The 14,432-nt window shown below is 33.8% G+C and carries 13 protein-coding genes; 8 read left to right on the top strand and 5 right to left on the bottom strand.

Features of this window, described 5'->3' with window-relative positions; genetic code table 11:
- The coding region (gene pbpC / locus VLC96_RS11165; RefSeq protein ID WP_325262972.1) for a penicillin-binding protein 1C at positions 1 to 2,244 on the top strand (2,244 nt) is incomplete at its 5' end.
- 205 nt (positions 2,245 to 2,449) lie between these two features.
- Here pbpC and VLC96_RS11160 read toward each other — a convergent pair.
- Positions 2,450 to 3,994 carry a ribonuclease E/G gene (locus tag VLC96_RS11160; RefSeq protein WP_325262971.1) on the bottom strand — a complete coding sequence of 515 codons (1,545 nt, stop codon included), beginning with the start codon at positions 3,992 to 3,994 and terminating at the stop codon, positions 2,450 to 2,452.
- Between the two features lie 384 nt (positions 3,995 to 4,378).
- Positions 4,379 to 4,720 (bottom strand): HU family DNA-binding protein, encoded by a 342-nt coding sequence (locus VLC96_RS11155; RefSeq protein ID WP_325262975.1) that lies wholly within the window; start codon positions 4,718 to 4,720, stop codon positions 4,379 to 4,381.
- Positions 4,721 to 4,803: 83 nt separating this feature from the next.
- Between VLC96_RS11155 and mutY the strand changes: the two genes are divergently transcribed.
- The 4 genes from mutY to gldD all read left to right on the top strand — a co-directional run bounded on the left by mutY (position 4,804) and on the right by gldD (position 8,348).
- Entirely contained in the window at positions 4,804 to 5,841 is a 1,038-nt protein-coding gene (gene mutY / locus VLC96_RS11150) for an A/G-specific adenine glycosylase (RefSeq protein WP_325262970.1), read from the top strand.
- A gap of 179 nt (positions 5,842 to 6,020) precedes the next feature.
- Complete coding sequence (locus VLC96_RS11145) at positions 6,021 to 6,458, top strand: single-stranded DNA-binding protein (protein WP_325262968.1); 438 nt, start codon at positions 6,021 to 6,023, stop codon at positions 6,456 to 6,458.
- A 23-nt stretch (positions 6,459 to 6,481) separates the two neighbouring features.
- Positions 6,482 to 7,777, top strand: coding sequence for a gliding motility-associated protein GldE (locus tag VLC96_RS11140; RefSeq protein WP_325262966.1), 1,296 nt, complete (start codon positions 6,482 to 6,484; stop codon positions 7,775 to 7,777).
- Positions 7,778 to 7,784: 7 nt separating this feature from the next.
- The gene (gene gldD / locus VLC96_RS11135) at positions 7,785 to 8,348 is read left to right on the top strand and encodes a gliding motility lipoprotein GldD (RefSeq protein ID WP_325262964.1); all 564 of its coding nucleotides are present in this window, start codon (positions 7,785 to 7,787) and stop codon (positions 8,346 to 8,348) included.
- Positions 8,349 to 8,486: 138 nt separating this feature from the next.
- Here gldD and VLC96_RS11130 read toward each other — a convergent pair whose 3' ends face one another.
- A complete protein-coding gene (locus tag VLC96_RS11130; RefSeq protein WP_325262962.1) occupies positions 8,487 to 8,867 on the bottom strand; it encodes a heavy-metal-associated domain-containing protein in 381 nt (126 codons plus the stop codon).
- A 110-nt stretch (positions 8,868 to 8,977) separates the two neighbouring features.
- Here VLC96_RS11130 and VLC96_RS11125 point away from each other — a divergent pair, with 110 nt between their 5' ends.
- Complete coding sequence (locus VLC96_RS11125) at positions 8,978 to 9,844, top strand: DMT family transporter (RefSeq protein WP_325262961.1); 867 nt, start codon at positions 8,978 to 8,980, stop codon at positions 9,842 to 9,844.
- Positions 9,845 to 9,947: 103 nt separating this feature from the next.
- On the opposite strand, the gene VLC96_RS11120 is transcribed toward VLC96_RS11125, so the two are convergent.
- Both VLC96_RS11120 and VLC96_RS11115 read right to left on the bottom strand, forming a co-directional pair.
- On the bottom strand, positions 9,948 to 11,996 hold the full coding sequence (locus VLC96_RS11120; protein ID WP_414655569.1) for a M16 family metallopeptidase: 2,049 nt from the start codon (positions 11,994 to 11,996) through the stop codon (positions 9,948 to 9,950).
- A 13-nt stretch (positions 11,997 to 12,009) separates the two neighbouring features.
- The gene (locus tag VLC96_RS11115) at positions 12,010 to 13,335 is read right to left on the bottom strand and encodes a M16 family metallopeptidase (protein ID WP_325262959.1); all 1,326 of its coding nucleotides are present in this window, start codon (positions 13,333 to 13,335) and stop codon (positions 12,010 to 12,012) included.
- A 251-nt stretch (positions 13,336 to 13,586) separates the two neighbouring features.
- On the opposite strand from VLC96_RS11115, the gene rplU reads away from it, so the two are divergent.
- Both rplU and rpmA read left to right on the top strand, forming a co-directional pair.
- Positions 13,587 to 14,018, top strand: coding sequence for a 50S ribosomal protein L21 (rplU, locus tag VLC96_RS11110; protein ID WP_325262957.1), 432 nt, complete (start codon positions 13,587 to 13,589; stop codon positions 14,016 to 14,018).
- A 22-nt stretch (positions 14,019 to 14,040) separates the two neighbouring features.
- Entirely contained in the window at positions 14,041 to 14,301 is a 261-nt protein-coding gene (gene rpmA, locus VLC96_RS11105) for a 50S ribosomal protein L27 (RefSeq protein WP_325262956.1), read from the top strand.
- The last annotated feature ends 131 nt before the right edge of the window (positions 14,302 to 14,432 follow it).

The following is a 14,432-nucleotide window of genomic DNA, read 5'->3' as shown; positions in this document are numbered from 1 at the left end:
CCTTATTCTACGGTTATTGAGAGTAAAGAAGGTGAATTGCTTGGCGCGAAAATTGCTCGTGACGGTCAATGGCGATTTCCTGCGCAAGATAGTGTACCCAATAAATTCAAAAAGTGCATTGTTTATTTTGAAGACGAATATTTCTATAAACACCCTGGTTTCAATCCTGTCGCGATGTTCAATGCTTTTCAGCAAAATAGGAAAGCTGGCAAAGTCGTTCGTGGCGGAAGTACACTCACACAACAAGTGATTCGTTTGTATAGAAAGGACAAAGGGCGAACTTATTTTGAAAAAGCCATAGAACTTATCCTTGCCACTAGATTAGAACTAGGTTATTCCAAAAATGAAATATTAGAATTATACTCGGCACATGCCCCTTTTGGTGGAAATGTTGTCGGACTCGAAATGGCTTCGTGGCGGTATTTTGGATTGCAATCGTATCAATTATCTTGGGCGGAGTGTGCTACTTTGGCCGTTTTGCCAAATGCTCCAAGTCTGATTTATCCTGGGAAAAATCATAGTAAACTGCTTAATAAACGAAATCGTCTTTTGCTAAAACTACATCAGAATGGAGTGATTGATAAGCAAACCTATGAACTTTCTATTGACGAACCTTTACCTCAAAAACCATTTGATTTACCACAAATTGCGCCTCATTTATTGCAACATGTGGCTAAAAATCAGGAAGGAACTCGAGTAAAAACAACGATCGATATTGGCTTGCAAAACAGAGTGAATCAAATTGCGAGGTATTATTACAATCAATACAAGCAAAATGAAGTTCACAACTTGGCTGTTTTGGTTATTGATGTATCGAATAGAAAAATACTGAGTTACGTTGGGAATTCTCCAGCGGATATAAACCATCAAAAAGATGTCGATATTATCGATGCACCAAGAAGCACAGGAAGTATTCTAAAACCGCTTTTATACGCAGGAATGCTCGACGATGGGGAGTTGTTGCCAAATACATTGGTTGCTGATATTCCAACACAAATTTCGGGTTACACACCACAAAATTTCAATTTGACATTTGATGGTGCTGTTCCGGCGCATAGAGCATTGGCTCGCTCTTTGAATATTCCTGCCGTATTGATGTTGCAGGATTTTGGTGTGAATAAGTTTTATGAAGAATTGCAACGGTTTAAGCTGAGAGATATTAATAAACCGCCAGATCATTATGGTTTATCCCTTATTTTGGGTGGAGCCGAAAGCAATTTGTGGGATTTGTGTAGAACTTATGCGGGATTGTCTTCGACTTTAAATTATTTCAATAAAAATCAGGGACAATACAGAACGAATGAATTTGCCGAACTCAATTATCAGGAAGATTTTCAAACTGATTTTGGAGAAGAAACGAAGCAAAAAAACATATTGGGTGCCGGTTCGATTTGGCTGACTTATAATGCAATGGAACAAGTGAATCGACCAGAAGGTGACGAAGCTTGGAAGTTCTATGACAGTTCTCTCAAAATTGCCTGGAAAACAGGAACAAGCTTTGGAAATCGCGATGCTTGGGCGATAGGAACGAATTCGCGTTATGTAGTAGGAGTTTGGGTTGGAAATGCAACAGGCGAAGGGCGGCCAAGTTTAACTGGAGTTACAAGCGCTGCTCCTATTTTGTTTGATGTTTTTAATTTATTGCCAAGACAAAGGTGGTTTGAAACGCCTTATAAGGATTTAGAAGAAGTTGAGGTGTGTAGTTTAAGCGGCCATTTGGCAAAAGAAGGTTGTCCAATAATTAAACAATGGGTCTCCAAGAAAGGAAAAAACACGACTATTTGCCCATATCATAAAATGGTACATTTAGATAAGTCACTACAATTTCAGGTCAATAGCAGTTGTGAGAATATAGAAAATATAGTGACCAAGAACTGGTTTGTATTACCTCCTGTAATGGCTTGGTATTACAAAAGTCAGCATATAGAATATTTGCCTTTGCCTCCGTTTAGGGATGATTGTATGGGAGCTCAAACCACGACGATGGATTTTATTTATCCTAAAATCAACAGCAAAATCTATCTTACTAAAAATTTTAATAGTGAAGTTCAGCCTGTAATTCTAAAGGTAGCTCATTCGCAACGGGAGAGTAAATTATTTTGGTATGTGGATAATGTGTATAAAGGCAGTACCAAAACCTTTCATGAAATGCCAATTTCGGCTACGACAGGGTTCCATTATATTACAGTTGTGGATGAATTTGGGAATGAAATTAGAAGGAAAATTGAGATTGTAAAAGAATAGATTAAGTTAAGAACTTCTTTCGGAATTTTTTTAAATATAGTTCTCGCAACGACGCGAAGGCACAGAGAAAATCGGTTCCAAAGTTTGTGTCTTCACGTCTTTGCGAGAAAACAAAGTTGATAGCTTGTATGAAACAGATAACTGGAAATAGCTCCCAAAAAGACATAAAAAAACCGCCAATCTTTCGAAAAGGCGGTTTTTGATTTTATTCATTGATAACATTTCCTTTTTCATCATAGAAATGATATTCTAAATACGTGTAAGCGTCACGTGGTATGATTTTCACCCATTTTTTGTGTTCAAAAAACCATTTTGAACGCAATGATGGAAAACCTTTACTGAGGTATGCAGCCACAAATGGATGTGTGTTGAGCACAACTTTTTTGTGGTTTTTTAAAACTCTTTCGAGATCAGAGGTGATTCGGTCAATGATTGATATTGGTGCCTCAATTTCACCATTTTCATTATTTGGATCTTCCTCTCTTGTTTTTATATTTACTTCTGGTCTTACTCTTTGTCTGGTAATCTGGACTAGCCCAAATTTACTCGGCGGTAAGATTTTGTGTTTCGCTTTATCGTCACTCATTTCTTCCCTCAGGAAGTCGAATAAGATCTTGCGATTTTCTGGATTAGACATATCGATAAAATCAACTACTATGATTCCGCCCATATCTCTAAGACGTAATTGTCTTGCGATTTCGGCTGCTGCAATCATATTGACTTCCATGGCAGTATCTTCCTGGTTGGTAGCTTTATTAGAACGGTTTCCGCTGTTTACGTCTATAACGTGTAGTGCTTCAGTGTGTTCAATAATAAGGTAAGCTCCTTTGGCCATGGAAACTGTTTTTCCAAATGAAGTCTTGATTTGTCTCTCTATATTGTATTTCTCAAAAATAGGCGTGTCTTTGGACTGATAGAACTTAACAATTGATTGTTTGGATGGTGCAATTTCTTGCAAATAATCCTTAGTTTGATGGTACAACTCTTCATCATCAATTTGAATACCGCTAAAGGTATCATTAAATACATCTCTTAATATAGAAGAAGCTCTATTAAGCTCTCCTAATATTTTGGATGGATGATGAGCAGTTGGTAATTTTTTACACATTGCATTCCATCTGCTGAGCAGGTTCTGCAAATCTTTTTCTAATTCTACTGTGCTTTTGCCTTCGGCTACTGTACGTACAATAACACCAAATCCTTTTGGTTTGACGGATTGTACAAGACGTTTCAAACGTTCCTTTTCTTTTTTGTCTTCTATTTTTTGTGATATAGAAACTCGGTCAGAAAACGGAACCAAAACAATAAATCTTCCGGCTAGGGAAAGCTCTGCACTTATCCTTGGCCCCTTGGTCGATATAGGTTCTTTGACGACTTGCACCAAAACAGACTGATTGGCACTGATTACGTCTGTAATCGTTCCGTTCTTGTCTATTTCTTTTTCAAACTGAAAGTTTTTTAGGGAGAAATCTTTTATTTTACCTGCGCTTACAAGTTTTATGAATTTCAGCTGGGAAGTTAAGTTAGGTCCTAAATCGTGATAATGTAAAAAGGCATCCTTTTCGAAGCCAACATTTACAAAAGCAGCGTTAAGTCCAGCAACTGGTTTCCTTATTTTGGCGATAAAAATATCGCCAACTTGAAAGTTGCTTTTCTCTTCTTCCTTGTGTAATTCAATTAGTTTTCCATCTTTTAATAAGGCAAAATCCACAAAGTCAGAACTAGATCGAATGATCAATTCTTTATTCATTTGTAAATTTTTATCCGAACTTATTGGTTGTCGGTTGTCGGTTGTTGGTTATTGGAAACTCCATCAACTATCAACTATCAACCATCAACTTTTCAAGTAAGGATGGATTAAACAATATTTGAACAGGTTTGTTTACCCGGTGATTTTTAGTTTGCAGTGTTGAGATATCAGTTCGCAGTGATTGTATACTGCAAACTGAATAATTGCTTACTGAAAATCGATTTCAATGAACTTAAAAAAGAAAAAAGTAGTTTAAAACTACTTTTTCTTTTTGTGACGGTTAGCTCTCGCTCTTTTTTTGCGTTTGTGCGTTGCTACCTTATGTCTCTTTCTTTTTTTACCACTTGGCATATCTGAATGATTTATAATTAATTAATAGTGTTATTATTTTGCTTCGTTGTTCACTTTAACTCCTTCTACAAAAACTTTTGCAGGTTTAAAAGCAGGAATGTTGTGTGCTGGTATTTTGATAGTGGTATTTTTAGAAATATTTCTTCCAGTTTTTTCAGCTCTTGTTTTAACGATAAAACTACCGAAACCTCTTAGGTAAACATTATCACCAGTTTCTAGTGAATTTTTTACTTCGTTCATAAATGTCTCTACAGTTGCTTGCACATCACCTTTTTCAAGACCTAATTTTTCTGAAATTTTTGCTACGATATCTGCTTTCGTCATTTTACTTTCCTTTTTAATATGTTGTAATAGTTTTTTTGAGTCTGCAAATATATGAATTAAAAAAACAATAAATCAACCTAAATAGTTAAATTTTAATTACATAAACATTTACTTTTGTTTTTTAAACTTTTATTATGATTTTTTCTAACGTACTAATTAACTGGTACTTACAAAACAAAAGAGATTTGCCATGGCGAAAAACAACCGATCCTTACCCCATTTGGCTGTCAGAAATTATGCTTCAACAAACGCGAGTTGCGCAAGGAATGCCATATTTTTTGTCGTTCACAACGTCTTTTCCTACTGTTTTTGATCTGGCAAAAGCCGATGAAGAGCAGGTTTTGAAACTTTGGCAGGGCTTAGGATATTATTCGCGTGCTCGTAATTTGCACAAAACCTCCCAAATCATAGCTAATGAAATGAACGGAGTTTTTCCTAATAGTTATAATGATTTGTTGAAGCTAAAAGGTATTGGCGAATATACTGCTGCGGCAATTGCTTCTTTCTCCTATAATGAAGTTGTTCCTGTTGTAGATGGGAATGTGTTTCGGGTGCTTTCCCGGTTTTTTGATATTGAAACGGATATTGCCCAGGCATCCGCCAAAAAAGAATTTGCAGCTTTGGCTTTGGAATTAATGCCAAAAGATAATCCAGCCTTATTCAATCAAGCCATAATGGAGTTTGGCGCGTTGCAATGTGTTCCTAAAAATCCGGATTGCAGCATTTGTGTTTTTAACGAAAGTTGTGGCGCTTTACAAAAAAACAAAGTAAATCAACTTCCTGTAAAATCTAAGAAACTCAAAGCTCGTAACCGTTACTTTAATTATATAATTGCCATTGATGAAATTAAGAATACCATTATTCAGAAGCGTACCTCGAAAGGAATCTGGCATAATCTATATGAATTTCCCTTAATTGAAACAGAAAGTGTCGAAGACTTTGATACAATCGCTCATCAAGTTCAGCATTTTTTACCTGTAGAAAACAAAGTAGTGAGTCTATTAGGATATAATGAAGAAAGTATCATTCATAAACTCTCACATCAACATTTGCACATTAAGTTTTGGAAAGCAACTGTAAAAGGTAAGCTTGAAAAAGGAATCGATCTTGAAACCCTGAAAACCTTTCCATTTCCAATTGTGATTCATAATTTCATTGAAGATAAATTGTAAACCTGCCAGTCTCGTAAAAGTTAAAACACCAAAAATATTTAACAATATATATCGGTAATGATAAATGTTTTTAGGTAAGAATTAATACTAATACAGCTATTAATGATTTGTTTTTTTGTAAAATAGCATAAAAGTGTATTTCAAAAAATAATGTACCTTTGTTAAAATACCACACAATCATGAACGGAACATTAAATAAAGTGATGCTCATTGGCCATCTTGGCGATGATGTCAAAATGCATTATTTTGAAGGAGGGAATTGCATAGGCAGATTTCAATTGGCAACAAATGAAGTTTATGTCAATAAAACAACCAACGAGAAAATTGTTTCTACAGAATGGCATAACCTGGTAGTGAGAAATAAAGCTGCCGAAATTTGCGAAAAGTATCTTTCAAAAGGAGATAAAATTTATGTGGAAGGCCGTATCAAATCGAGACAATGGCAAGCTGAGGATGGTACGACAAAACATACAGTGGAAATTCAGGTGACTGAGTTTACTTTTTTGACTACCAAAAAGGATTCAGAAAGTAAAGGATTAAATTCATCAGAGTCCACAAAAAATACTAACTTTGACGATCAAAATAAAGGTTTGCCAATCAATGACTTACCTTTTTAATTGTTTAACTAATATATACGAATTTGGACCCAGAGCCCAGTTTAGAGATTACTTCTCAACTTGATCTTACTTTAATATTCGGTTTTACCGGAATTATTATTTTGCTGTTTTGTTCAGCAATTGTTTCTGGAGCCGAAGTAGCTTTATTCTCCCTTTCACAAAAAGATTTAGAAGATTCCTTTTCAGAAGATAATTCGAAAGGAAAAATTATTTCTTATCTTTTAGAAAAACCAAAAAAACTTTTAGCGACCTTACTTGTAGCCAATAATTTTATCAATATTGGTGTGGTGATTTTGTTTTCTTCTGTGGGAAAAAATGTTTTTGCAGTTATAGAATCTCCCGTTTTAAAATTCATAGTCGAAGTAGTTTTAGTAACTTTTCTGTTGTTGCTTTTTGGTGAAGTGTTGCCAAAAGTTTATGCCAGTAGGAATAATGTAAAATTTGCCCATTTAGTTGCTTATCCTATTGCTGGATTAGACAAGATTTTGTCGCCGGTAAGTATGCCAATGCGATCCGTTACTTTGTTTTTGCAAAATAAATTAGGAAAACAAAAAACAAATTTCTCCGTAGACCAGCTTTCGCAAGCATTAGAGTTAACATCGAATGAAGAAACTTCAACCGATGAACAAAAAATATTAGAGGGAATTGTTTCTTTCGGAAATACGGATACCAAACAAGTAATGAGTCCAAGAATTGATGTTTTTGCTTTGGAAATAACAGAATCATTTGCGTCAATTTATCCAAAAATCATCGAAAAAGGATTTTCGAGAATTCCTGTCTATCGAGATAATATCGACCAAATTGAAGGCGTCTTGTTTGTCAAGGATTTACTTCCATACATTAATGATGCAGACTTTGATTGGATAACCTTATTGAGAGAACCATTTTTTGTTCCAGAAAATAAAAAATTGGATAATTTGCTCAAAGACTTTCAAAGTATGAAAAGTCACTTAGCCATTGTTGTAGATGAGTATGGAGGAACATCAGGATTGGTCTCGTTAGAAGATGTTATTGAGGAAATTGTTGGTGATATCAGTGATGAATTTGATGATGAACCTGTTAATTTTTCAAAAATTGACGATAGAAATTATATTTTTGAAGGCAAAATAAATCTAAAAGACTTTTTCAGAATCATTGATGTAGATGAAAATTTATTCGAAGAGAAAAAAGGAGAAGCCGAAACATTAGCCGGATTTATTTTGGAATTATTGGGTAATTTCCCTGAAAAAGGAGAGGAAATAGTTTTTGAAAACTGTACGTTTGTCATCGAATCTGTAGATCAAAAACGCGTCAAACAAATTAAAGTAACGATTGAATAAAATAAAAATGCTAAAAAAAATTACCGTCCTAGTTGTTTTTTTTGCACTCTTTCTTTCTGTAGTTGGGTGTAAAAAGGATGTTTTGCCAAAACCTTCAAGTTATTTGCGACTGGATTATCCAGAGGCCGAATATGTGGTTTTTAAAAGCAACTGTCCTTTTGATTTTGATGTAAATTCCAAAGCGATAGTCAAAGCAGATAAAGATTGCGGATATTCAATTACATATCCAAAAATGAAAGCAACGATATATATCACTTATAAGCCTGTCAATTCAAATATTAATAAATTGCTTAGAGATGCCCAAAAATTAACTTATGAGCATGTTATAAAGGCTGATGACATATTAGAACAGCCATTTATAAATCCTGACAAAAAAGTATACGGTATGTTTTATCAGGTTGATGGAAATGCAGCTACCAATTCCCAGTTTTATGCTACCGATAGCATCAAACATTTTGTTACAGGTTCTGTTTATTTTTATGCAAAACCCAATTATGATTCGATTATGCCAGCCGCTAGTTATATCAAGAATGACATGCAGCGCTTGATGGAAACTTTGAAATGGAAGTGATTTTTTAAGTAATTTGTCCCTAGTGATTTAGTCCCTAAGGATTAGTCCTTAGTGATTGTAGAAAAGAAAAAAGCATTCGTTTTTGGCGAATGCTTTTTTCTTTATATTAATTTTAGCAAAAAGACTAATCACTAAACTTTAAGACTTCATATTCGAAACCTTATATGTTTTTCCGTCACCAGTTGCCTGAACCACTTTAGTTAGACTTTCCGGAGTTTGAACGGTTTTGTCAAAAGTTACAGTTGCCAGTTTTTTGTCAAAATCCACTTTGGCTTCCTGTACACCGTCAAGAGCAGTTAATTCTTCTTGAATTGTTTTGGCACAGCCAATGGCACAAGTCATTCCTTCGATAGTAAAACTTGCCGTTTGCAGATTTGCAGCAGCAATTTCTTTCTTAACTTTTGGAGTTGTTGTTTCTGTCGAAGCAGTTTCTGTTTTTGTTTCTGCTTTATTTTCTTTACAACTTGCAAAAAGTAAGCTGGAAAGTGCAATAACCGCAATTGATTTTTTGAAGTTCATTATAATGAGATTTTTAATTGATTTAATTTTCATGATTTGATGCAAAATTAATTAAAAAAGCAAGTGGTAGTTGCTAAATTTATTACAATTTTGTAGTAAAAATTAATTTTATGATGTCAAAACAGTTGAAATGGGTTTATTTGTTTATTCTTTCTTTGGTATGGGGAAGTTCTTTTATTCTAATAAAAAAAGGATTAGTTGGATTGACAGCTTTTCAATTGGGTTCATTGAGGATCATTTTTGCTGCTCTTTTCTTGCTTTTGATAGGTTTTAGAAGTTTGAGTAAAATTCAAAAACATCAATGGAAATATATTGCATTGACTTCAATGTTCGGGACATTCATTCCTGTCTATCTTTTCGCTATTGCCGAAACTGAAATAGATAGCTCAATAACAGCCATTTTAAATTCTTTGACTCCATTAAATACCTTAATATTAGGTGCTGCTTTCTTTGGAATTACATTTAGAAAAAATCAAATATGGGGTGTGGTAATTGGACTTATTGGTTGTTTATTGTTAGTTTTTAATGGCGCTATCAATCATCCGGAACAAAATTATTATTATGCTGTTTTAGTGTTGATTGCTTCTATTTGTTATGCGACAAATGTCAATTTAATTAAAAGATATTTGTCTGATTTGACTTCTTTGAGTATCACTACAGGAAATTTTTTGATTTTACTTTTTCCGGCTTTAGCAATATTGTCTTTTACTAATTTTTATGAGGTTGTACATATTGAAAAAGTACAGCATTCTCTTTGGTTTATACTAATTTTAGGAGTTGTTGGAACAGGAATTGCCAATGTTATTTTCTTCAAATTAATTAAGATTTCATCACCAGTTTTTGCAACATCAGTTACTTATTTGATCCCGATAGTTGCTATTTTTTGGGGATTATTGGATAATGAAGTTCTAACTTTTATTCAGTGTGTTGGCGCTTTTATTATTTTGATTGGCGTTTATTTATCAGCAAAAAAGTAGTCTTTAATACGTTTAATTCTGTAATTTCTATTTGAAATTAATCATATTTGACCAAAAAAAAGACTGTCGAATTTGACAGTCTTTAGTATAGTAAAAATTTTAATTATAGAAAATCACTGTCTTTTACACCTTCATTAATTGTGATATCGGATATTTTAATGGTTAATTCAATACCAACATTTTGAATAATGGTATATGGAATTTTTACGTTTTTGACATCTCTGTAATCTTCAAAATTAGTTGTAACAGTCATTTGTTGTCCGCCTTGTTCCATTGCTTTGGATTCTGCTAGTTTTAGACCTGTTTTGATATCGTAGAAATAAGTTTTTTTACCGTTTTTAATAGCAAAAGTGTCGTTTCCATTGATGGTTTCAATTCGGTCAATGGTAAGAGTAGGGTTTTTTAGTAAAGCTACTTCTTCAAAGGGGATTGCTGATGCTTTCATTTCGGTTAATTCCTCTCCTTGAAAGTCTTTGCGTTGTCCTTGCTGAATTTGATAGGCACCTTTTTGGTTAACAACTTGTTTCATTACACTCATTGGTCCCATAGCAATTTCGATTAATAAGTTTCCTTTTACATCAGTTTTGGATGTAAAAGTTAGTGGAGCAGGCGCCTGAGGAATCGTAGTGGATCCAATCATTGATACTGTTTTTACTGTTTGAACCGCTTTTTCTCCACCAATTGCTTTGATGTAGTTTTCTAAAACAGTTTTGGCAGTAACACCGGTTGGAATTTCTTTTTTCAAAATTGGTTTTGCCAGAGGATTACCATATTTATCAAAATAGAACATCGGAATTTTTAATTTTTCCAATCCAGGCGCAATTTCAGAAGCTTTTCCAGCAATTACAATTCTGACATTGTCAATCAGGAAATATTTATTGGCTACTCGCAATACGTCATCTGCAGTTACAGAATTAATTGTTTGGATGTATTTTTCATAAAAATCGGCTGGAAGCTTTTCAGTTTCAATATTTAATGCATAACGTGCCACGGATTGTGGTTTTTCGACTTGCATTACAAATCTTCCAATGTACCCGGCTTTAACCGTTTTTAGTACTTCATCAGATACTTTTTCTGTTCTTATTCTTTTTATTTCTTTTACAAATTCAGCTACTGCGCTATCGGTAACGGCATTTCTGACAGCAGATTTAGCAAAGAATTTTGTAGTGTATTTACCAGCTCCAACATTTGATCTTGCACCATAAGTCCATGCGTGTTTTTCACGTAAATTCATATTCAAATAACTATTGAAATCACCGCCAAGAATTTGGTTAGCAATCACCGCAGGGAAAAAGTCGGGATCACTCATTTTTAAATCCACAGTGTTAACCAATGTAATTTCAGATTGAACAGCATTGGGTACATCAACTAAATTAATTTGCAAATTAGTAACATTTACCGGCGCTTCGTATGAAGTTTTTGGAGCTGTTCTTTTTTCCCAAGTGCCAAATAATTTTTCTACTGAGACTTTTACATTATTGTATTTTACATCTCCAATAATCACTAAATAGGCATTTTCTGGAACAAAATAATTGTGATAATTGGCTTCTACATCGGCCAGAGTAATGTTGTTTAATGTGGCTTCAGTCATATATTCACCTGAAGGATGGTTTTTTCCAAAAGCCAAAACATCAACCACACGATTAGCAATCGCTGGAACACTTTTCTCTTCGGCTTTCAGACCTTCAATTAATTTGGCTTTTTCTTTATCAAACTCTTCTTGAGTGAAATTTGGATGCAAAGCGCCTTCCGCCATTAATTCTAAAACTCTTCCACTAAATTTTGACAGCGAATTAGCAGTTGCACCGTGGGAGCTAAAATTAATGTCGGCTCCCAAAAAGTCAATTTCTTCATTGAAAGCATTTTTTGATATTTTTTTGCTTCCATTTCCAATTAAATTACTAGTTAATTCATCAACGCCTTTTTTGTTTCCTTCGGCAAATGGTGCATTGTCTAATGTTAAATTGAAAGAAACTCGGGGCAACTTATGATTTTCTACCACCAACACTTTCATTCCATTGGCTAAAACAAATGTTTGTGGTTTTTTGATATTGATTGTTGGTGATTTTCCGGGTTTGGGTTGCGTGCGGTCTTGTGCTTGCATAATTCCTGTTACAAATAAAAGGATGAATATTATAGATGTTGTTTTCATGTTATCGGTTTCTTTAATTAAGAGGTTTTGCCTTGGCAGGAATATAATCTAAAAGTAAACGCTGATTTGGATTTAGGTATTTTTTTGCAACCTCTCTTATTTCTTCACGAGTGATAGAATGGTACAGTTCAATTTCTGTATTAATTAGGTTTACATCTTTATACAATAGATAATAAGATGCTAGATTATTGGCAATTCCTTCTATAGTTGAATTGGAATTTACAAAGTTGTTATCGAATTTATTTTGTAGTTTTTGATAATCATTTTCAGATATCAAATCGGTTTGAATTTTTACAATTTCTTCATCGATTTCTTTTAATAGATCGGCAGTTGTAAAGTTACCCATCGGTAAACCGTATAGAATATACATTCCGTAATCTTCCTGACTAAACCCTACGGCTCCAATTTGCAAAGCCATTTTTTTGTCATCTACAATTTTTTTGTAAAGCTTAGAACTTTTACCATCACTTAAATAAGATGAAATTAGATCTAATACTCTTGCATCTCTACTTTTCATAGAAGGCGTACGATAACTAGCAACCAACATCGGAATTTGAATATTTGGGTCTTCGTAAGTTGCTTTTATAGTTTGCGTGATTGGCTCTTCTGTGTATGTTTTTTTAGGAGTTACTTCGCCTTTAGCAATTGGTTCAAAATATTTTTGAATCCATTCTTTGGTTTGTTTTTTTTCAAAATCACCAGCAACTACCAAAACGGCATTATTTGGCAAATAAAATTTCTTGTTGAATGCCTGAAATTCTTCAAGAGTGGCTGCATCCAAATCTTTCATCGAGCCAATAGTTGTCCAACGATAAGGATGGTTTTTGAACATGTTCTCTTTTACTGCCGCCAGAATGTTTCCGTAAGGACGATTATCATAACTGGTCCTTTTTTCTTCTTTGACAACTTCATTTTGTGTGTCGACTCCAATTTTATTGATAATTGGATGCATTAATCTTTCAGATTCCATCCAAAGACCTAACTCTAAATTGTTTGATGGAAATATTTCATAATAATAGGTCCTGTCATCTGTGGTGTTGGCGTTGTTTGTCCCTCCGTTTGATGTAACAATTTTAAACCATTCACCTCTTTTGATGTTTTCAGTGCCTTCAAATAATAAATGTTCAAAAAAGTGAGCAAAACCTGTTCGGTCCGGACTTTCATCTTTTGCGCCAACATGATACATTACAGATGTGATAACAACTGGAGCAGAATTATCATGATGTAAAATAACATGTAGTCCATTATCTAAATCGTACTCCTCAAAAGCTACTTTTTGTGCAGAAGCAACTCCTCCTAACATTAGTGCGGCGCTTAACATCATTATTGATTTTTTCATAAGTTAATATTTATTCTATTGGTATTTTTATTGGTTGTTTAGTTACAGCAAAAATAGCTTTTTATTTGATTGTAAGTAAGTAATTTCAGTGTTGATGCTGTTTCGCAATTGTTTTATTTTTAATGTATAACTATTTAATATACAGGATAAAAAGGTGAAATAAAAGCGTGGAAATATTTTTTAAGTAAAGAATTGCAGGGTAAATATTTAATTGTATATTTGCATCCTTAAAAATATTAAAACAATTCAGTATGTATGCAATCGTAGAGATAGCAGGGCAACAGTTTAAAGTTAGCAAAGACCTAAAGGTTTACGTTCACCGTTTAGCAAATGAAGAAGGATCAAAAGTTTCTTTTGATAAAGTTTATTTGGTAGATGATAACGGATCAATCACAATAGGCGCCCCAGCTATAGAAGGTGCTTCAGTAGAAGCTAAAGTGTTACAACACTTAAAAGGTGATAAAGTTATCGTTTTCAAAAAGAAAAGAAGAAAAGGATACAAAAAAAGAAACGGTCACAGACAATATCTTACTCAAATTGTAATTGAAGGTATTACTGCAGGTGGAACTACTAAAAAAGCAGCAGCTCCTAAAAAAGCAGCAGTTGAAGCAACTACTGAAGAAGTAGAAGCTCCTAAAGTAAAAAAAGCTCCTAAAGCTAAAAAAGAAGATACTCAAGAATAATAACAAAATAAACTAATACGTCATGGCTCACAAGAAAGGTGTCGGTAGTTCGAAGAATGGTAGAGAATCAGAATCAAAACGTTTAGGCGTTAAGATTTTTGGTGGTCAAGCTGCTATTGCTGGGAACATCATCGTAAGACAAAGAGGTTCAAAGCATAATCCAGGTGAAAACGTTTACATCAGTAAAGATCATACTTTACATGCAAAAGTTGATGGAGTTGTTTTATTCCAAAAGAAAAGAGATAACAAATCTTATGTATCTGTTCTTCCATTCGAAGCATAATCATAAAGATTTCTCATTATACAAAACCCGTTTCGAAAGAAACGGGTTTTTGTTTTTTATGTCATTTTAATTAACAGTTTAAATATTGAAATATAACTACCGTAACTGATGCCAAATTCAAAATATACTTT

The sequence above is a fragment of the Flavobacterium sp. genome, from assembly GCF_035456085.1.
Taxonomy (GTDB): domain Bacteria; phylum Bacteroidota; class Bacteroidia; order Flavobacteriales; family Flavobacteriaceae; genus Flavobacterium.
Note: the sequence above shows the minus strand (reverse complement) of the source record. Positions and strands in the feature narration are given on the sequence as shown.